This is a genomic window from Verrucomicrobiota bacterium, assembly GCA_016871495.1.
Lineage (GTDB): Bacteria > Verrucomicrobiota > Verrucomicrobiia > Limisphaerales > VHDF01 > VHDF01.
The window spans coordinates 19,753-39,254 of record VHDF01000010.1; the positions used below are offsets into that span (position 1 = coordinate 19,753).

The 19,502-nt window shown below is 61.2% G+C and carries 19 protein-coding genes; 9 read left to right on the top strand and 10 right to left on the bottom strand.

Annotated features, from left to right (window positions below; translation table 11 throughout):
* Genes FJ404_03715 through FJ404_03725 form a run of 3 tightly spaced genes read left to right on the top strand, consistent with a single transcriptional unit; the run spans window position 1 to window position 1,894 of the window.
* On the top strand, window positions 1–543 hold the full coding sequence (locus tag FJ404_03715; GenBank protein ID MBM3821992.1) for a hypothetical protein: 543 nt from the start codon (window positions 1–3) through the stop codon (window positions 541–543).
* A 19-nt stretch (window positions 544–562) separates the two neighbouring features.
* Window positions 563–1,306, top strand: a complete 744-nt coding sequence (locus FJ404_03720) for a hypothetical protein (protein MBM3821993.1) — start codon at window positions 563–565, stop codon at window positions 1,304–1,306.
* A gap of 21 nt (window positions 1,307–1,327) precedes the next feature.
* Window positions 1,328–1,894 carry a hypothetical protein gene (locus FJ404_03725; protein MBM3821994.1) on the top strand — a complete coding sequence of 189 codons (567 nt, stop codon included), beginning with the start codon at window positions 1,328–1,330 and terminating at the stop codon, window positions 1,892–1,894.
* On the opposite strand, the gene FJ404_03730 is transcribed toward FJ404_03725, so the two are convergent.
* The 7 genes from FJ404_03730 to FJ404_03760 form a co-directional block, all read right to left on the bottom strand.
* Window positions 1,872–3,293: a hypothetical protein gene (locus FJ404_03730; GenBank protein ID MBM3821995.1), complete on the bottom strand. Its 1,422-nt coding sequence runs from the start codon at window positions 3,291–3,293 to the stop codon at window positions 1,872–1,874. The genes FJ404_03725 and FJ404_03730 overlap by 23 nt on opposite strands.
* A 3-nt stretch (window positions 3,294–3,296) precedes the next feature.
* Window positions 3,297–4,469: a sel1 repeat family protein gene (locus tag FJ404_03735; protein MBM3821996.1), complete on the bottom strand. Its 1,173-nt coding sequence runs from the start codon at window positions 4,467–4,469 to the stop codon at window positions 3,297–3,299.
* Entirely contained in the window at window positions 4,408–5,244 is an 837-nt protein-coding gene (locus tag FJ404_03740; GenBank protein ID MBM3821997.1) for a methyltransferase domain-containing protein, read from the bottom strand. The genes FJ404_03735 and FJ404_03740 overlap by 62 nt, the downstream gene beginning before the upstream one ends.
* Window positions 5,220–6,650 carry a PhoPQ-activated pathogenicity gene (locus tag FJ404_03745; GenBank protein MBM3821998.1) on the bottom strand — a complete coding sequence of 477 codons (1,431 nt, stop codon included), beginning with the start codon at window positions 6,648–6,650 and terminating at the stop codon, window positions 5,220–5,222. The genes FJ404_03740 and FJ404_03745 overlap by 25 nt, the downstream gene beginning before the upstream one ends.
* A gap of 66 nt (window positions 6,651–6,716) precedes the next feature.
* A complete protein-coding gene (locus FJ404_03750; GenBank protein MBM3821999.1) occupies window positions 6,717–7,646 on the bottom strand; it encodes a hypothetical protein in 930 nt (309 codons plus the stop codon).
* A 113-nt stretch (window positions 7,647–7,759) separates the two neighbouring features.
* Window positions 7,760–8,062 (bottom strand): hypothetical protein, encoded by a 303-nt coding sequence (locus FJ404_03755; protein MBM3822000.1) that lies wholly within the window; start codon window positions 8,060–8,062, stop codon window positions 7,760–7,762.
* Between the two features lie 584 nt (window positions 8,063–8,646).
* The gene (locus FJ404_03760; GenBank protein ID MBM3822001.1) at window positions 8,647–9,288 is read right to left on the bottom strand and encodes a hypothetical protein; all 642 of its coding nucleotides are present in this window, start codon (window positions 9,286–9,288) and stop codon (window positions 8,647–8,649) included.
* A 146-nt stretch (window positions 9,289–9,434) separates the two neighbouring features.
* Between FJ404_03760 and rpmI the strand changes: the two genes are divergently transcribed.
* The 5 genes from rpmI to FJ404_03785 all read left to right on the top strand — a co-directional run bounded on the left by rpmI (window position 9,435) and on the right by FJ404_03785 (window position 14,814).
* A complete protein-coding gene (gene rpmI / locus FJ404_03765) occupies window positions 9,435–9,644 on the top strand; it encodes a 50S ribosomal protein L35 (protein ID MBM3822002.1) in 210 nt (69 codons plus the stop codon).
* A 40-nt stretch (window positions 9,645–9,684) separates the two neighbouring features.
* Window positions 9,685–10,056 (top strand): 50S ribosomal protein L20, encoded by a 372-nt coding sequence (gene rplT, locus FJ404_03770; GenBank protein MBM3822003.1) that lies wholly within the window; start codon window positions 9,685–9,687, stop codon window positions 10,054–10,056.
* A gap of 105 nt (window positions 10,057–10,161) precedes the next feature.
* Entirely contained in the window at window positions 10,162–11,178 is a 1,017-nt protein-coding gene (gene pheS / locus FJ404_03775) for a phenylalanine--tRNA ligase subunit alpha (GenBank protein MBM3822004.1), read from the top strand.
* Complete coding sequence (locus FJ404_03780; GenBank protein MBM3822005.1) at window positions 11,150–12,340, top strand: AP protein; 1,191 nt, start codon at window positions 11,150–11,152, stop codon at window positions 12,338–12,340. Before pheS ends, FJ404_03780 begins: the two co-directional genes overlap by 29 nt.
* 38 nt (window positions 12,341–12,378) lie before the next feature.
* The gene (locus FJ404_03785; protein MBM3822006.1) at window positions 12,379–14,814 is read left to right on the top strand and encodes a phenylalanine--tRNA ligase subunit beta; all 2,436 of its coding nucleotides are present in this window, start codon (window positions 12,379–12,381) and stop codon (window positions 14,812–14,814) included.
* A gap of 3 nt (window positions 14,815–14,817) precedes the next feature.
* Here FJ404_03785 and metF read toward each other — a convergent pair whose 3' ends face one another.
* Window positions 14,818–15,711 (bottom strand): methylenetetrahydrofolate reductase [NAD(P)H], encoded by an 894-nt coding sequence (gene metF / locus FJ404_03790; protein ID MBM3822007.1) that lies wholly within the window; start codon window positions 15,709–15,711, stop codon window positions 14,818–14,820.
* Between the two features lie 86 nt (window positions 15,712–15,797).
* Here metF and FJ404_03795 point away from each other — a divergent pair, with 86 nt between their 5' ends.
* Window positions 15,798–16,340, top strand: coding sequence for a glutathione peroxidase (locus tag FJ404_03795; protein ID MBM3822008.1), 543 nt, complete (start codon window positions 15,798–15,800; stop codon window positions 16,338–16,340).
* A 43-nt stretch (window positions 16,341–16,383) separates the two neighbouring features.
* Here the strand turns inward: FJ404_03795 and FJ404_03800 are convergent, their stop codons facing one another.
* Both FJ404_03800 and FJ404_03805 read right to left on the bottom strand, forming a co-directional pair.
* Window positions 16,384–17,121, bottom strand: coding sequence for a Nif3-like dinuclear metal center hexameric protein (locus tag FJ404_03800; protein ID MBM3822009.1), 738 nt, complete (start codon window positions 17,119–17,121; stop codon window positions 16,384–16,386).
* A gap of 83 nt (window positions 17,122–17,204) precedes the next feature.
* Window positions 17,205–19,424 carry a hypothetical protein gene (locus FJ404_03805; GenBank protein ID MBM3822010.1) on the bottom strand — a complete coding sequence of 740 codons (2,220 nt, stop codon included), beginning with the start codon at window positions 19,422–19,424 and terminating at the stop codon, window positions 17,205–17,207.
* Window positions 19,425–19,502: the final 78 nt, after the last annotated feature.

The following is a 19,502-nucleotide window of genomic DNA, read 5'->3' on the forward strand; positions in this document are numbered from 1 at the left end:
ATGAGGATTGATCGAACGAAGACGACACGATCTGCCGCAGGCCTCTCGATTGTTGAGATGCTGATCGGGCTGGGGATCGGAGGAATGGCCATGGTCGCGATGTGCGCCGCGACGTTTTACAGTGGTCGGAGTTTTGCGGCGCTTTCCAACTATGCGGAATTGGACGGGGACAGCCGGAATGCCCTCGACACCTTGACCCGTGAGGTGAGGCAGGCCAACTACCTCAGTTCGGGCACGACGAACCGGCTGGAGTTTAACGATTCCGACGGCCAGCCCCTGGTGTATGAGTATTTCCCGCTCAGCAAGCAACTGTTGCGATCGAAGTCCGGCACCAGCACGGTGCTGCTTCGCGAATGCGATCATCTCAGTTTTAGCCTCTTCCAGCGCAATCCGGTCGGCGGAACCTACGACCAGTACCCTTCGGCGACCGCGACCAACGCCAAGGTGGTGCAAGTGACGTGGACTTGTTCCCGCAAAATTTTTGGCAGCACGGCGAACACGGAAAGCGTGCAGTCCGCCAAGATCGTGATTCGCAAACAGTAGATTCACTACCGAAAGCATTATGAAAACGCGTCGATTCGCGCCCCAATCTGCCCAAGCTGGCGGAGCCCTGGTCTACACCCTGGTTTCCTCTGCGGTGCTTGGAGTTTCCATGGCCAGTTATCTCGGCCTGGTCTCCACTCAGAACCAGTCCGTCATGAGATCCATAGCATGGAACCATGCCGTTGGAGTGCTTGAGGGAGGAGTTGAAGAGGCGCTGATGCATCTCAATCAAAACCACGCCAGCTCGCTCGCTTCACAGGGGTGGACCACTCAGTCCAGCCTTGATCTCGGCGTCACGAACTTGACGGGCACTTTTTACGTGAAGGAGCGATCGCACGACGAGGTGCGTTATCGGGTCGCAATCTCATCCGGCAGTGCGCCAACCATCTATTCGCAAGGCTGGGTGCGGGTGCCTTCTTCGACCAACGAAGTGTTCCGTGTGGTGCGGGTCACGACCCTGAGCGACGGGATGTGGATGAAGGCGATGGTCGCGAAAGAGCAGATCGACATGAACGGCCAGAATGTGATGACCGACAGTTTCGATTCCTCGAATCCACTTTACAGCACCGGCGGGCAATACGATCCCCTCAAGGCTCGCGACAATGGTGACGTGGCGACGAATGGAGGGATCGAGGGGATTCTCACTGTCGGGAACGCCGATATCTACGGGCGCGCCAGCACCGGACCCGGAGGGACCGTGTCCCTCGGTCCCGGCGGCGGCATTGGCAGCCGAGCCTGGCGAACCTCGAATAATGGCGTTTAGCCGGGCTGGCCCGACGACGATATGAACGTGCAATTTCGGGATGTGACGGCGCCTTATGCCAGCGGCTTGACCATGGCGCCGGCCACGGTGGGTGGAACCAATTACACCTATTATCTCAATGGGGGCGACTATTATCGCAGCGAACTCTCCCTGAATGGAACCAAGGTGATGCTGGTGACCAACCACTGCCGGCTTTACATTCCAGGCGATGTTGCTTTGACGGGCAACGCGTTGATCCGGATCGCGCCGAACTCGAGTTTGAAGGTCTACGTGGGCGGTTCCGCCTCCTTCGGTGGCAATGGCATCATCAATCAGTCCGGCTGCGCCACCAATCTCTACTATTACGGATTGCCTTCCAACACGAGCTTGTCGATCTCCGGCAACGGAGCCTTTATCGGCGCGATCTACGCTCCGAGCGCCGCCTTTGTCATGAATGGGGGTGGAAGCAGCAGCACCAACGATTTCATCGGCGCCAGTGTGTCGAAGACCGTTCGCATGAACGGACACTTCAACTTCCACTACGATGAATTGTTGGGGCGGGTAGGACCCTCCACGGGATTCGATGTCACGTCGTGGAACGAACTTTGAGCCGCGATTCCTCTGCTTCCATCGCCCGGCGCATGGCTTCCAAGAGCGTGCTTTCGCTGTCAGGGTTGACCCAGCACCAATCGGTCAGATTCGAGTCCCCTTCCTCCCAATGTCGTCTCGTGGGGACGTAGCCGGTGGCGCCATCGCCGTAACCCGCCACGCAAACGAACCGGTCGGGACGCAAACGCTGGGCCGCGAGTTGAAACTCGACGTAGGTTTCCCCCGGGAGCAGCAGCAGCATGGCGGCTCCGAGGTCCAGGCAGGGCACCTGGATGGGCCGGCCCCGTTTCACGCGTTCTTGCCAGCTCAGGCCCATGGCGGCCAGACACTGCTGAAAGGGGGCGTGGCCGGGACTCAGCTTGGCCTCAAGTTCCAGGCGTGAGAAACCGGTGCTATCGCGCGGCGTGAATGGCACCGGTTCGGTCCGCAATCGCCAGCGCGACACCGGATATCGCTCGGTCGTGTTCCAGGCGGCGCGCATTGCTTCTCCGAGCCGGTCGGCGAGTTTCGGGCGATTCTCTCGCGACCCGTCGTTGTATTTTCCAGCGGTGACATTCCCGGAACACCCGGACGCGTAGAGTTGAAACACGGAGGGATTCTCGCGCTGGCGCCGTCGGCGTGCGAGGCCTGGAAAATCGGCTGAAACTTCCCCCTGCCCGTAATAACTCATGGGATGCACCGCGTAGAAACTCAAAGCCGCCAACGGCGTCTCGTCATCCCAGAAACTCAAGCAACGCAGCCACGGATCGATCAATCCTTCCTCTGCTTGGATGGCAAACGCATTCCGAGTGGCGCTGGTCCGGTCGAATCGAACGGCGCCGTCGGGCATGGTGTAGCGTCGATTGGAGGCAAGTCGTTCCACCTTCGCGATTCCCGTGCCCACATGGCTGACGCGACGGCGTTGAGCCATGGCGCTGGACAGAACCGACGCGGTCTGCCGGACCGCTTGCTCGTGGAAAACGGGATCGCAGATCGAACCCGCCAGTCCACGCGATCGGAGGAGGGATTCGGCGGCGAGGTCCGCGATCGGAGCGTCGTGCTGATGGATGGTGGAGAGGAGGACTCGTTCGGGGGTTGTGCCGGCGGCCGAGGCCAGCCTTTGCTGCCAGAGCGTGTAGGCGTCGTTGCGGATTTCGCACCAATCGACCGAGACGAACACGACCGGTCTTCCGGAGCCGCACAGCACGATGCCACGGGCCTCGAGCGGATCCGCGACGGATTTCGAGACCCAAGCGCCGCCCATCATTCCATGGCCAAGCGGCACGGTGACTTCGGTTGAGAACGCCGCGAGGCTGAGGCCTCCCGACCGGCGGGCTACACAACCGGGAGCGGCGCCCAATCCGGCGGCTGCCATGGCGGCCAGTGCCCTGCGACGAGAGATGCGGGGGGGCGAGCGCATCGGTCAAGGTGGGTTGGACGGGGAGGAGGGAGCCTCCGCGCGAGTGCTCCGGCGATACGCTGAGACGCGCCGGACCCCTTCGGCCAGTTGGGCGGGAGTCATCGTGGCCACTGTTTCTTTGACGGCCGCTTCGGCGTCCTGATCGCCCTGTTGAGCGGCGAGCGAAAGCCAGAAATAGGCGCTGACCAAGTCTTGATCGATTCCATCGCCCTTGGCGAGCGCGGTGCCGAGATTGAAGCGGGCGCCGGGGTGGCCTTGATCCGCGGCGCGTCGGTACCATGTCAACGCCTCATTGCGGTTGGTTTCGCCGGCGCCGCCGTGAAAAAGGAGCACCCCGAGATTCACCTGAGATTTGACATGTCCTCGATCGGCGGCCACTCGGAAGGCGCGAGCGGCGCCCGCCGGGTCCGGTTGGTTTCTGATTCCCCGCAGCCGGATGACTCCGAGTTGGTAGGCGGCCTCGGCGTGGCCTTGGGCGGATGCCTTTTCAAGCCATCCGGCGGCCTCCTCCAGCGGCGCTTCCCCCTGGGAGACGAGAAGAGCGCTGAGTTTGAACTGAGCCTCGGCAAAGCCCTGTTCTGCAGACTGCCGCAACCAGCGGGTTGCCGCGGCTTGGTTGCTGGCCACCCCTGTCCCATGCAGGTAGAACACGCCGAGATTGTGTTGCGCCGCGGGGAGGCCAGCCTCGGCGCTCGCTTGAATTTGTTGCAGGGCGTTGCTGCGTTCGGTGGCCGAAGCCGACTTCAACATTCGCATGGCCCGCAGAAAAGCGGCTTCCCGGTCCGCGATCCCGAGGGCCGGCGGCAGAGTGGAAACCGCGGCCGGCGGATCCGTGGGGAGCGCCGCGACAGGAGGGGGGGCAGCGGCTTTCGGCGGTGTGACTTCCACGATCGTGGGCGGTGCAGTTGTGACTGCGACGTTGGGATCGGGAGCGATCGGGATGGATGCGGGAGGAGGGACCGGGTTCGTCGAAGTGGCTAGGGATAGAGAATTCGACGTGTTCCGGGAGGTTGGCTTCGGGGGGGAGTCTGATTTGTCGGAGCAAGACACGGCCAGAAGGAGCAGCCCGCAAGCAGCGCCGGCGAGTCGCCGGCTGAGAGATTTGACCGGGCGCTCAGGCCCTGGCGTGGGCTTGCATGAAAGCATAGAAAAACACTGAATCATCGATGCGAGCAAGGAAGTCAAATTCCTGGTGGAGCGCTTCGACTGTGGTCTGGGAAACGAGCTTCCGCTCCAGGAGTGGACGCGAAGCGCTGAGCAGAAGGTCTCTCCAGTACTGAAAGATTGCGGTGCGGGAGGCAGGATGGCGAGCGTCGAACAAGAGGGGGCGTGGTTCCACTTGGATGTCGGAGAATCCGGCTTGCAGAAGGAGATGGCCGAGTTTCACCCCCACGCAGGGGTCGCCGCCGATCTCTTCCTGCAGTGTGTTATAGGCTTTCCAGTAGGCTTGCAGATGGGGCTGGGTTGGATGAATGAAGAGTCCTGAGTTCCAAACCTCCGTGAGGATGACGGTTCCACCCGGGGCCAAAACCCTTCTGGTCTCCCGCAGCATGGCCAGAGGATCCGCGACGTGCTCCAGGACCCAAATGAACCAGGCGCCGTCGAAGTGTTGGTCCGGAAATTCGAGATGGCCGGCGTCCATCTGGACGAACTCGACGCGGGTATGAAATGCGGGCCGGGCTGAGAAATAGGGCCGGGCGCGATTCAGCTGGGCGGGTTCGCGGTCGATGGCGGTGATCTTGAGTTCGGGATAACGTTCCAGGAGGAGTTCGGTCTGGGCGCCGGTGCCGCAACCGACTTCGAGCAGTCTGCGCACGCCGTTCAAGCGGACGCGTTCGAAGACATAAGGAGCCAGAAATCGCGCTTGCTGCCAGAGCCGGTCTTGTTCGGCGGAATCGAATCCGTGGAGATACGGCGTGGACTCGCTCATCGCACTGGTTTGGGGACCCATCGGTGAGGGGCGACGTCAGGGACCACGCGGACGTCGGTGGTGAACTTGAACGGCTGAGTTTCGTTGGGGAAGGTCAACTCGACAAAGTAAGCGGTGAAGCCGGATTCGGGCTTGGCCACTTTGGCGGCATAGCTTCCGTTGCCCTGATCGCTGAGGGGTTGGCTCTGGTAAAGGGGACCCAGCGTGTCGAGGCGGAAGTCACGAGCTTTGGGGTTGGTGGCCGTCCAAAGCTTCACTTCTGAAGGTCGCGTCTGGGTCCGAACCTTGACTTCCCCGGCGCGCGGATGATTCCAGGTGAATTGGGGGAGGGGACGGTTGTAGATCACCGCGTCGTAGCAGGCCAGCAGGGTGAGGAGCGCGTCCGTGTTTTTCAGTCCGTGATCGGAGTTGGGCACGTAGCGGAGGTATTTGGTGCCCGGCAGGTCGTCGAAGTAGAAGCGGGCCGAGTCCGGCAGGAAGAACTGGTCTCCGGCGGAATTGACGATGAATTTGGGCATGGTCAGCCGGTCGCGATACTCGTAAGGCTCCTCGATTTTCAGCAACGCTTTCATCTCCGGCGTGCCCATCCAGTTCATGATGCCTTGGGCTTCGTAGTCGCCCACGGCGGGGGCCCAAAAGCCGTACGAGGCGTAATGGTGTTGCATCGAGGGTTCCATGTTGAGCACGTCGATGACGAACGGGATGACGCCCACAACGCGTTTGTCCACGGCCGCAGCGGTCCAGGTCGTCCAGCCGCGCTTCGAGCCCCCCGCGATGACGAAACCGTCGATTTGGACACCTCCCCCTTCGGCTGTGGCGCAGTATTCGCTGACGGCATCCATCGCTCGAACCGCGCTTTTCGTCATCGGGAGACGGGCCGGCCATTTTTCGTCACCGGTTCGGAGAAACTTGTCCCACGTGTAAGCGATCATGGAGTCCTCGCTGCGTTTTTCGGTTTCCCCGGCGAACACGAGCGGTTGGTTCGGCACCATGCGGAGTTGGGCGGTGACGGATTTCGTGCGCAACGCGATCTGCGCGATTTTTTCGTCGGGAGACTTGGGAGGGTTGGGTCCGTTCCCGCCTCCTTCGATGAAGAGCAGCGCCTTCTGGCTTTTCACCTCCGCGGGTTGAATGATGGTCAGCCAATGCTTCCACTCCGGACGATCGACTTCATTGGTTGTGAGCCAGGTTTGAGACGTCATCTCCAGCACGTGGGCTTTGAACCCCGGGCCCTCGTGGGTTTTGACCCGTTGATGACGGTAGGAAGCGTCGGGTGTTCGGACGTAGCGGTCCAAGGCCGTTTCACTGGATCGATAAGGGGTTTTCGAGGCGGCCGCAAGGTGCGGGCTGGAGCACGCGACGAGGGCTGCGAACAGGGCCAATCCGCGAATGGAATTCGGGAGGCGGCGGGGCAAGGTAAGTTTCATGATGGTCTTGTATCGCATTCCTGCCTCACCGATTTCAAGCGGCGGCCGGGCTTGCGTTCGCCCGCATTAACTCGTGGGGGCGGTTGCAGGTGTCAATGCAAAAGGTCGAATGCGCACGGCCCGGCGCCGGACGCTCATCACGCAGGGCAGCACCCCTGCAAAGTCTCCGTCGATCTGGAGCGGGACACGCTCCTGCGAGACCGGATCCAGCCGGATCTCGGGCGAAGCAGCTTGCCAGGCTGGCGGAGGGGCGGAGGGGTCTGATGCGTGAAGCCATTGTGCCAACCGGAGCGCTTTCGACCATGTCGTTCTGGGCCATCCGTAAAGGTGGATGAGGCCGTCGTCGAGTTCGGCGGTGGGGAACAGGCGGCGATCACCCGCGAATCGTTTGCCTTTGCCCACAAAAAGCTGGTCCAATTCCGCGCTGATTCCCGAGGCGGATTGGATTCGAAAGCGTCCTCGCTTTTCGGTCAGGGCTTGGCAGGCCGACCAGGCATAGGCGTACCGCCCGATCCTTTGTTTGAGCTTGTAACTCGCGATTTCCACTGCGCGGGCATCCAGTCCGGCGCCTCCGAGTTGCAGCATCCAGAGGGCTGGGTTCCTCGTCGGGTCTGGAAACTGAATCTCGACGAGATCGACCCAGCGGTCGTTGGAGGCATCGTCCAGATCCGGCGGTAAACGGGGTACGGCTGCCAGGCCGAGTTCGAGGGCATAGACATTGACGGTGCCAAAGGGGAGGATGCTGAGCGCGGTGTTGGAGGGGTTGGCGCCTGCCCGCATGAATCCGGTGACGACTTCGCGGATTGTGCCGTCACCGCCTGCGGCGATGACCCAACGGCATCCTTCGTTGACGGCCTGGCTGGCGAGGCGAGTCGCATCGCCGGCGCCTTGGGTTGGCTGGATAAGGAGGCCGGGTTGGGCCTGCCAGCGGGCCAAGTGTCGTCCGGCGCGTCCTCCTTGAGCCGAAGGGTTGAAAATCACGCGGACCGGCATCATTTAGCCCGGAAATTTCATACTTGTTCCGCGACCGGGAATTTCCGGGCTAGGGAAACCGCGCCCTGGTTGCCCGAAACGCTTCCTTTTCGATGGGTCCGAAGAAGAACTTCCTTTCACAGGATGTGGAATGAGAAAAGCATGAGTTGATTGAAGAGGGGCGCGGTTTGATCTAACCCGCATTGCTGAAACTCGATGGTGAGCGCTTCTCGTTCAAGCCGAGTGTGAAATATGCGGGTTAGACGATGCGGGCCAGGGTTGGAAAGAAAAGGAAAAAACCGATGGGTATTCAACCTGCCGTGTATCCCGATGTTGTTGGTAGGGCGGGCCTGTCCCAGCCCGCCGCCCACGGGATGCAAAACATCATGCTCCGGCGGCGCGCCGGGACGGACGCGCCCTACCTGCATCACCGGCAACATCGGGATGCACCGTTCAACCTGGCAACGGCAATTCAGTAACGATCTCTCGCAAGATCTTGGCGGCAAAAGCCTTTTTCAAGTTTCGATGGTTCACCCGGAGGATCCGCCTCAACTTTTGGCAGGCCTTTGACGCTCAGACTTTTGCGCATCTCGACGCTGCTGAATTTCCGGTTCGAGACTACAGAGAACCGGTGGCCTGCGGAAACACAGACCACCGGGTTTTCTTAGAAGAGCGTGGCCCGAGGGCCACACCAAGGTGGGATTACGGATTTGCCTTTTTGCCTCCACCATGATGATGGAGACGGTGGGCTTCTAACTCATTCCGTTTTCCGAAATGCGCCAGTTTTTCCATGGTTCATCATAAAGCATTAACTGTGCCATGGCCTTTCCAAGGTGTGGAATGGGGCTAAATCGTCGAATTTGACCTAAAAGGGCTCGGAATCAGACAGGAGTGTCCTAAAACGGAACACTCAGGCGCTTCTCAAAACCTCAAAAGAATCAAGAATTGGAAGTTCCTTCCTCCTCATGAGTTGGATGCGAGACAATCCATTCCCTCACCAGGATTGGGCGGGGCTCATTCTGGGTCAATCTGACGCGAGGAGGAGTTGAAGGGCAGCCGACTTTCGCTCGGCAATTTGGGCCAGCCATTTTGAGGTGTAGCTCAACGTGGTGTAAACCTCTTGCAACTGTTGCAGTTGCATGGGGGTGGTTGAGGGAGGGAAATCGGGTGGCCACTGGGCGTCTAAATCTTGGAGGGACTGCAATGCGAGGGTTTGGATTTCGACGATTCGTTGATTCATGCTGTCCAATCTGTCCTGAGTTTCTTGCACCTTCGAGAACAGCCGCACTTTGAGCAGTGGTGAGGTATTCTTGGGGACGCTGACCAGAGCCAGATCGGTCTCGCGGAGAATTCCGGCAAGTTCGAAGTAGAGGTCGGTGAGATTGGCCGGGGGGTTCTTCTGAAGGGGAATGCCCAGAAGGTCGAGCAGGTGTCGAAGCCTGGAGGACGGTTCCGAGAGGGTCTTGAACGCCGCATTGAGTTTTGCGGCGGCTTCGTCGGCTTGGCCTTCGGGGCCATCGAGACCCTGTCGATCCGGGTGAGCTCTCGAGATGCGTTGGAAGTAAGCTTCTTTGATCGACGCCGGATCCAAGGCTGGACGCATGGGGAGTCCCAGGGTGAAGAACCTGTTTTCGATCGGGGGGGCGTTATGGATGGGGGAGGTCAAAATGGGGTGGTGGGTGGTGGGAAGCAGGCAAGATGGGTGCTCCCAGGGGATTTTTCGATTGAAAGCCGGGTCATTTCCAAGGCCAAAATACGTCTTGCAGCGTCCAGGGTCGGTACCTATAGTTCGCGCTCTTTTATTATCGAGTTATGCGAAGACCCAAAGGCGTCAAGACCCGTAAGGCGGTGGCCAAGCGCTTCAAAATCACCGCGACGGGCAAAGTATTGCGCTCCCGCGCCGGGCGCCGCCATCTTCTTTCCACCAAGAACGCCAAGCGCCGCCGCAGTTTGGGCGAAATGAAGGTGGTGGATCCGACGGATGCTTATCGGATCAAGCAGAACCTCCCGTTCAGTCATTGATTTCGAGAAGCCTTTTTCAACTTCGACTTTTTGACATCCCATGCGAGTTACTAACGCCCCCGCTTCTTGGAAGCGACGCAAACGAGTCATCCGGGCCGCCAAAGGCTTCCGGATGCGTCGCTCGAAACTTTACCGATACGCTTCCGACGCGGTCGATCATGGACGGCAATACGCTTACCGGGATCGCCGGGCGAAGAAGCGCACGTTTCGCGCGCTCTGGCAAATCCGCATCAACGCGGCAGCCCGCGCCGCGGGCATCACTTACAGCCGGCTCATTGAAGGGTTGAAGGCCGCTCAAGTGGCTTTGGATCGCAAGATCGTGGCGGATCTCGCGGCGACCGATGCGGCGGCTTTTGGCGAGCTGGTGCGCGTCGCCCAGGAAGCGCTTCGGACCAAAGCGGCCAAGGCCTGACCGAAATTCCTTTTCGCCCCCACATGGGGTTGCGGCGACGCGGGCGTCCGGATGAGACCGGGCGCCCGCGTTTCTTTTGCCCGGGCGATCATTGACCCGATGTTTATGAGCCTTTTTCAGGAAATTGAAACGATCCGCGAGCAGGCGGAGCACGAACTCGGCGCGGCCCCCACGCCGGCGGCCTTGGAGCAGTGCAAAGGCAAATGGATCGGACCTTCCGGCCGCTTGACTTCCCTGATGAAGGGGTTGGGCGGGCTGGCCAAGGAGGAACGGCCGGCGGCGGGCAAGGCCTTCAATGCCGCCAAAGAAAAACTCGAAGCCTTGCTTGCGGCCCGTCGCGCCGAACTCGAGACGCAGGCCGCGATGCCCAAGCATCCTTCGGACTTCAGCCTCCCCGGGCGCCGCCGATCGTTGGGACGTCCGCATCCCTTGACGCAGATCACGGACGACATCGTCCGCGCTTTTCGCAAGATTGGGTTTGTGGTGGCGGACGGTCCTGAGATTGAGGACGACTATCATTGTTTCGATTCCTTGAACACCCCGGCGGATCACCCGGCTCGGGACGCGCAAGACACGTTCTATGTGGCGGGAGGTGCGCCCGGGGGCAAGCCGCCGCTGTTGCGCACCCACACCTCGTCGGTGCAGATCCGGGTCATGGAGAAGCAGCCTCCGCCGGTGCGCATCATTGCGCCCGGGCGCGTTTACCGGCGGGACCATGCTGACGCCACGCACAATCCGACCTTTCACCAAATCGAAGGGCTCTACGTCGATCGCGGTGTCACCGTGGGGGACTTGAAGGGCACGGTGGAGTTTGTGTTCAAGGAAGTGCTGGGTTCGGAAGTGAAGCTGCGTTTTCGTCCGCATTATTTCAGCTATACTGAGCCGAGCTTCGAAATCGACTTTAGCAACGCGCTGGTGAGGAAGCTCGGCAAGGATTGGCTGGAAATCGCCGGGTGCGGCATGGTGCATCCGCAAGTGTTCCGGAACGTGGGTTACGACCCCGAAGTCTGGAGCGGCTGGGCGTTTGGTTTCGGCATTGAACGCCTGGCCATGTTGCGCTTCGGGGTGACGGATATCCGCCTGTTTTACGAAAATGACGTTCGCTTTCTGCGCCAATTCTGAGATTTCGATGATGTCCTTCGCCAAGCTTTTTTCCCGGATGTGGCCGCCCGTCGCGCGGGCGCGCGGGTTGACCGCCTGCAGTTGCGCCGTGTGGGCGATGGCGTGGGCCAGTGTGAATCTGGAAGCGGCGGGACCGGTGCGCGCCAAGAACGTGTTTCTTGTCACGACCGATGGATTGCGCTGGCAGGAACTTTTTGAAGGGGCCGAACGGCCCTTGATCGACGCGGAGGTGGGGCGGGTCAAAAACACCAATCAAGTTTTGAAAGCCTTCTGGCGCGAGACGGAGACCGCGCGTCGAGAAGCCTTGCTCCCTTTCTTTTGGGGAACCCTGGCGCCGCGCGGCCAGGTTTGGGGCAATCCCAAGCGCCAGAGCCACGTGCGCGTGACCAACGGACACAACTTTTCTTATCCCGGCTACAACGAGTTCCTCACCGGAGCTCCGGACAGCCGCATTGATTCAAACGATGCCAAGCCCAACCCGAACCTGAACGTCTTCCAGTGGCTGAACACTCAGCCCGGATTTCGCGGGCGCCAATTCGCGGCCGTCAGTTGGGGCGTGATTCCTTGGGTCCTGAACGCGGGTCAAACGGGGATCCCGGTCTGGAGCGCGTTCCCGTTGCCGCCGGGGGCCAAGCCGCTTCCGGTATCCGCCGAGTTCCAGGAGTTGGTGGATCGAGTCACGCCGATTTGGGGGGATGTTTCACTCGACACGTTTTGCGCGGCGGTCGCGAAGAAAGCCGTGCGGGATCGGAAACCTCGCGCGGGATACATCGCCCTGGGGGAGACGGACGACTGGGCGCACGATGGGCGTTATGACCTGTATCTCGAATCCGCCAGGCGTTTCGATCGCTTCCTGCAGGAATTCTGGGAGCTCCTGCAATCGATGCCGTTTTATCGGGATCAAACCGCCTTGATCGTGACGACGGATCACGGGCGCGGTTCGGGTCCTGTGGCTTGGAAGAATCACGGACGCGCCTTGCCCGAGTCGGCGGCCAGTTGGATTGCCGTGATGGGCCCGGGTGTCCCTGCCCTGGGTGAACGTTCGCAACAGACCGCCACCGCGGGGCAGGTGGCGGCGACCGTGGCGGCTTTGGTGGGACACGATTTTGTGGCGGCCTCCCGGCGCGCGGCGCCTCCACTGTCCCTGGGTGAAACACGCTGAGGCAGGGGAAAGGCACGGTTGCCGGCGCATTTGATGACATGAAGATCTCGCTCAATTGGTTGAAAAAATACGTGGAGGTTCCGTGGAACGCCGCGGAATTGGCCGACCGTCTGACCATGCTCGGCGTGGAAGTTGAAGGCGTCCAAACCCTGACCGCAGAGTTCGAGGGCATTGTGGTGGCGGAAGTGTTGACGCGGGATAAGCATCCGAACGCGGACAAGCTTTCTCTCTGCCGTGTTCGTGACGGGGCGGGCGAACGACAGATCGTCTGCGGCGCGCAGAATTTCAAGGCGGGGGACAAGGTTCCGCTGATCCTGCCGGGCAGCGCTCTGCCGCCCAAGCCCGGGGAGAAGGAACCGTTTGTCATCAAGATTGGAAAAATCCGCGGGGTGGAGTCCCAAGGCATGATGTGCTCGCCCCAAGAACTCGGGCTGCCCAACGCCGTGGACGGTCTCTTGATTCTGAAGGGGAACGCGGTCGTGGGTCAGTCTTTCGCGGAATATCTGGGCCGGTCGGGGGGAGACGTCATTTATGATTTAGAAATCACTCCCAACCGGCCCGATCTCAACAGCCATCTGGGCATCGCGCGGGAAATCGCGGCTCTGACCGGCGGTTCCTTGCGCATGCCTTCCACCGCTTTGCCTCCTGCTGCAGAGGACCGAGTTGAGAATCGGGTGGCCGTCCGGTTGGACGCGCCGGAGCTCTGTCCGCGCTACACCGCGAGGGTCATTCGGGGTGTCAAAGTGGGGCCCAGCCCGGAATGGCTGCGCGTGGCCCTGGAGCGGGTGGGGTTGCGGTCCATCAACAATGTGGTCGATGTCACCAATTACGTGTTGATGGAGATGGGCCATCCACTGCATGCGTTCGATCTTCGGCTGGTGGGTAACGACAGCTCCGGCCAGGCGACGGTCGTGGTGCGCCGGGCGGGGGAAGGGGAAGCCTTTGTCACGCTGGACGGGCAGAGGCGGGTCCTGGACGCCGAGATGGTGGTGATTGCCGATTCGCACCGGGCGATCGCGCTCGCGGGAGTGATGGGAGGATTGAACAGTGAAATCCAGGCGGACACTCGGGACGTGTTGATTGAGAGCGCGTGGTTCCTGCCTTCGGCGATTCGCCGCGCCTCGAAGAGGCTTGGCTTGCGGACGGATGCCAGTTACCGGTTTGAGCGGAGCGCCGATTTGGAGGCGTGCGATGAGGCGAGCCGACGGTGCGCCCAACTCATTTTGGAGACTGCGGGGGGCGTTTTGTTGGAAGGTTGTGTCGATGCGCGGCATGGCCGGTCTGAGGTCAAGCGGATCGGACTGCGTCCGCAGCGTGTGGCGCAGGTGTTGGGTGTGGAGATCCCGGAATCGGAGGTCCAGGAATCTCTGGTCCGGCTTGGGCTCAAGCCGGTCGGCGGGTCGGGAGGGCTCCGGGAACTTGAAGTTCCGAGTTGGCGGGTGGATCTGAAGGAGGAGATCGATCTGATTGAGGAAGTCGTGAGGTTGCATGGCGTGGACCGCATTCCGGCCACGCCTCCGCGGGGCGCGGTGGGCGACAATCCTTTTGACGCCCGTTTTGACGAGCTAGATGAAGCTCGCCGATTGCTGACGGGCTTGGGCCTGCACGAAGCGCAGGGGCAGACATTGATTGCGTCGGAGTCCGCATCTTATTGCGTGGAGGAGACTCGTCGCGTGGGGTTGGCGCATCCCTTGAGCAGCGACATGGACGCGTTGCGCCCCAGTTTGCTTCCGGGGCTGCTTGATTCGCTGAAGCACAATCAGTCGAGGCGGGAATCGGATGTGCGGCTGTTTGAGATAGGACGGGTGTTTGTGGGCGGGACCGCGGGCGTGCAAGAGGAACGCCGTGTGGCGATGGTGCTCTCCGGGTTGCGTGAGCGGGGCTTCTGGCAGGGAAGTGGACGGGACGAAACCCTCGACGTGTTCGATTTGAAGGGGGTGGTGGAGGAATTCCTCGAAGGGTTGGGAGTGAAAGGGGTGGTTTTGACGAAGCGCGCGGAAGCGGCGGGACTTTGGGCCGAGTCGGCCGCACTGGCTTTGGGGGGCAAACTCCCGGTGGGCGAATTAGGACAGCTTTCTCCTCAAGCGGCCCGGCGTTGGGATCTCAAAGGGGCGATCTTTCTGGCCGAAATGAATCTCGACTTGCTGCTGGCGCGGCGCCAGCAAGGGCGGTCGTTCAAGCCGCTGCCCCTTTTTCCGGGCATCCGGCGCGATGCCGCTCTGGTGGTGGCGGAATCGATCACCCACGAGGCAATCGTGGCCGCGATCAAGCAAGCCAAGCCGGCTCACTTGGAAAGTGTCGAGATCTTCGATGTTTTCCGGGGCCGGGGCATCCCCGAGGACCACAAGAGTTTGGCGTACGCTTTGCGCTATCGCCACGCGGAGCGGACGTTGACCGACGCCGAGGTCAACGAGGCACATGAAAAAGTGCTGGCGAAATTGAAGGAAGCGGTGCAGGCCGTGATCCGGGCTTGAGAACTAGGCCGGAGTCAGACCCAGTTGCCTCAGCACCGAGACGACGGAGCGCGCTTTGTTGAGCGTGTAGAAGTGGATGCCGGGCACGCCTTCACGGAGGAGTTCGGCGCATTGCCGGGCGGCAAAATCGATGCCGAACTCGAGGGAACCTTCCTCATCGCCCGCCAGGCCGTCCAACGTCTCAACCATCGGCGGAGGGAGTTTGGCGCCGCAAAGAGAGGCGAAGCGCTTGATTTGGGGGCCGTTCAACACGGGAAGAATGCCGGGGACGACCGGGACGGAAACGCCGAGGCGCGTGACGAAATCGCGGAATCGCAAAAAGTCGGCGTTGTCAAAGAACAATTGGGTGAGAACGAAATCCGCACCCGCGTCCACTTTTCCTTTGAGATGCCGCCAATCCGCTTCCCGGCCTTCCGTGCAGGCCACGTGGCCCTCGGGGAATCCGGCGACACCAATGGAAAAATCGCCCTGCCGGCGAATGAACGCCACCAGTTCCGAGGCGTATTCGAATCCGCCCGGGGTCTTGAGGAAAGCGCCGCCGCCTGGCGGGTCGCCCCGCAAAGCGAGCAAGTTTCGAATGCCCAGCGCGCGGGCTTGTTCGATGATGGCGCGAATTTCCTCCGCGGTGTGATTGACGCAAGTGAGGTGGGCGACCGTGGTGAAGTCGTGCAGCCGCTGGAGGCGGTCCACCAGCGAAAGCGTTTTCTCGCGAGTGGATCCTCCCGCGCCATAAGTGACGGAGGCGAAGCGGGCGCCGGCGGCTTTAAACGCGGGCGCGGTTTTTTCGATCAGCGTTTTTTCGCCTTCCTCGGTTTTGGGCGGGAAGAACTCCACAGAGATGACCGGGTTTCCGGAGGGTCCGGAGACCTGATAGAGGTCGCGCACCGTTTGAATCATGGGCGCGAGTATGCCAAGCGACCCGGGCGGATCAATGTTTTGAGCTCAAAAATTGACAAAAGCGGGATGCCTGCTACTTCTCAGCCATGAAACAACTCGCCACCCTCCTCGCTCTGACCATGGCCTCCCTCACTTCGTTCGCCGGATCGATCCATGAAATCCCGGTTAAAGACATTCATGGCAAGTCCACGTCGCTCGCGCCTCACAAGGGAAAGGTGATCCTGGTGGTCAACGTGGCTTCCCAATGCGGATTGACCCCGCAATACAAAGCGCTCGAGTCCATTTACCAGAAGTACAAGGATCAAGGGCTCGTCGTGGCGGGGTTTCCCTGCAATCAGTTCGGGAAGCAGGAACCTGGCACGAACGAAGAAATCCTGAGCTTCTGTTCGAGCAAGTACAACGTGAGCTTTCCCATGTTCGACAAGATCGAGGTCAACGGTCCCAATCGTCATCCGCTGTATCAAGCGCTCGCCGGCAAGGAATCCCCCTTTCCTGGCGACATCAAATGGAACTTCGGGAAGTTTCTCCTCGACCGCCACGGTAAGGTCGTGAAGCGGTTCGACCCGGGGACCACGCCTGACGCGGCCGAAGTGGTTCGCGCGATCGAGTCCGCACTGGCCGCCAAGTAGTGCCGAAGCCCTGCTTTGGACCGGGCGTGATTGCTCCGCCTGGTCAGAGGCCCGTGGGGTGATCGACGAATGACCAGGGGACGTTGAAGCGATCCGAGAGAGCAGCGGCCAGCGCCTTCACTCCAAACGTTTCAGTAGCGTAGTGGCCGCCGTAAAAGAGGTTGACCCCGAGGTCCTCCGCCAGGGCGGCAGTCCAGTGCTGTCCCTCCCCGGTGACGAAGGTATCGACCGATTCCTGAGCCACTTTGACAATTTCCGAACCGCCACCGCCCGTGATGACCCCCACCTGCCGGCAAAGTTCGGGGCCTCCCGGAATGAGAATGGGCGGCACCCTCAGAACGCCGCCCATGCGCCGATTCAATTCGAGCCTCGGAAGCCTGGTTTCAAAGCGCAGTCCGATCTTCGCACCTTGGTGTTCGAAAAACGGGCGGCCGCGGCCCAGGCCCAGAGCGCGTCCGAGCAGGGCGTTGTTTCCCAGTCGCGGATGAGCATCGAGGGGAAGGTGAGCGCTATAGACGGCCATGTCGCTGTCCATGAGCTCCCGGATCAGGGCGTAACGTCGACCCGTCCAGGGATGGGTTGTTCCCCAAAACAATCCATGATGAACGACGAGTAGATTCGCGCCTTGGGAAACGGCCTTGCGCACGGTGGTGAAGCTCGCGTCCACCGCAGCGGCAATGCGATGCACGCGTCCCTGGTTCTCGACTTGGAGACCATTCACGGCCCCGGGGTAGTCCACAAAAGCCGGGAGACGAAGGGTGCGGTTGGACCACTCGACCATGGATGCCAGCGACGCGGAGGGTCGTCGAGTCGGCTTCGGGCCACGGAGGGGAGTTGTACGAGCGTTGGAGGGCGGACGGACGCTCATGGAAGTTTCTCTCCGAAGGCAGGTCGAGGTTTGTTGACGGTGAACCAGACCGGGGATGACACAGATTCGCCGGTTTCGATCGCCAGATTGTATTTCAGTTCCATTTGCATGGCGGGACCAAGAGGTCCGGTCTTAAGGAACACCGAACGTCCGTCGAGGGAGAGCTTGGCGGACTCGATGGCTACCTCTTCGCGCCCTTCCTGGTCGGGAAGGGAGACTTGGTAGTCCTTCGAACCGTACTGGGAAGTGTAGCGATAGTTCCAGCGCTTGAGCGCGTAGCTGCCTTGATCCATGGCGGTGGATTTTTCCAGCGGCAGGCTGAAGCGGATCCAGACGCCGTCTTGGTGCGCGCGGAGTTGGAGGGGAAGCCGTGGCGCTTTGTTCGTGAAACGGACCCGGGCCAGATTGCCGTCCTTCACCGCGCTGGTCTGCCAGCCGGTCGAGCCGGCGACGTAGAGCGCGCCTTGATGAAAGCGACCCCTCATGGGGCCAGAAAGGAACTTCGCCGGCAATCCCACCACCCCCCCCTGAACCGTCCCCTCGTCTGGGTCTCGCAGCACGAGCATCATGTTGCAGCGCCCCCAGACCAAGTGCAGCATGGACCCGGTGAGTGGACCCCATTGGCCGGCTGGCACCCAGACTTGGCTGGAACTGGAATTGTCCACCGCGTGGGGGATCCAACACAGGGGCGGGTGGTAACCGAGCGGGCCGGCTTTGTCGGGTTTGGGACCCCCGAACCCATAGTAACCGCCAGGAGTGACTTCGAATATCGCCGAGGCAGGCGTCCAAGTGCCTTGCTGTGGAGTCACCGTGAGGATGTTGCCAGGGCCCAGTCCCATGCCATTGGGATTTCTCCAGCCCGTGGCCAGAAGTTCGTCGCGAGTTCCATCCGCGGAGACGCGGTGAGCTCCGCGGGGATCGACGTAATAGAATCGCCCTTCATCGTCCGTTTCCAGGTTCGTGACGTAGTCGTGTCCGCCGATCGAAGTGGCGATGACATTGGAGACATTTTCGTAGCGATCGGCTTCCCCATCGTCGTTGGTGTCGACCAAGCGGGTGATCTGGTCTTTTCCGAGCACGCAAACATGTCCGGCGACGACTTTGAGCCCGAGCGGCTGGAACAAGCCGGTGGCAAATCGCTTCCACTTGACGAGGGTGAGTGAATCATCGAGCCCGCGCACTCGCCAGACATCGCCGTGAATCGAGCAGACATAGGCGTCCCCGTTTGGAGTGAAGTCGATGCCGGAGAGAAACATCAACGCATTCCAGGGATTGTCGAAGGGAACGGGAATCTCGTCCACCGCGAGAAAATCGCGATCGAGGGAGCGTTTGCCTTCCAACTCGAGTTCTGCGCCCCAGCGACGGTGATCGTGGGCTTCAAGCCAGGCTTCCAGCGAGTCGGCGGGGACGGAGGCCTGGAGCTCGAAATCCACCGCACGCAAGGGCTGGCTCAATTCCGGAAAGATGCGAATCTCGATCTGGCGAGGCGCCGGGGAGGCTTCCACCACCAGGTAAATATCGGACCCGCGGGGTTTGAGGCTGGCTTGAGCATTTCCGAAGAGCCCGGCCCATACCTCGGTCGTGTCCCGGACGACGCCCGCCCATTGCTCGGAGGACGCGACCGCGCGGTCGCCTTGAAAGAGTGGAACTTCGAGCGGTTGGACCGAGGGACCGATGCGAAGAAGACGGACGAGGCAAACGCGAGGCCCCCGGCGGGCGATCCCCGGGGATTCCAGGATGCTGACGCCTCCGACATCATATTCGAGGACGACGCGTTCTCCCCGCAGGGACAATCCCTGATGCCGGGTCGGAACGGGCCTGCCATCCATGAGCCAGCTGGCGTCGGCGCGGCTTTGGAATACCACATGTCCGCCGACTTGGGGCGCGTCCGTGAGGCCAAATCTCGCGGGGGAGAATTTCAAAAAGTTTCCCATCCAAGCACCGCGGAGCACTCCCTGAAGCGTGTCATACAGCACGGTGGTGTTGTCCATGTTGCCCGCGCCTTTCAAGCGGATGGAGAGGCCTTTGGCGACCCAGCCGCTGGGAAGCTTGACGCTGCTGGCCAGGAAAGGGCCGGTCTCGGTCTTCTCCCATCGGCCGTCCACCCAATCCGCTTCCTTTTGGGCTTCGGGCTCTTTGGGGGTGGCGGACGAGGCGGGCAGGGGAGCGAGGATTCCCGCGCAAGCGAGACTGAAAACGAGGCGCAAGGTAATCATGGGCCGAGGGACGATGCGGGAATGCTTTCCTGAATTTGGGCCGGCGAGAGTCTCTCCGGGGCGTGGCGTCCGATCGCG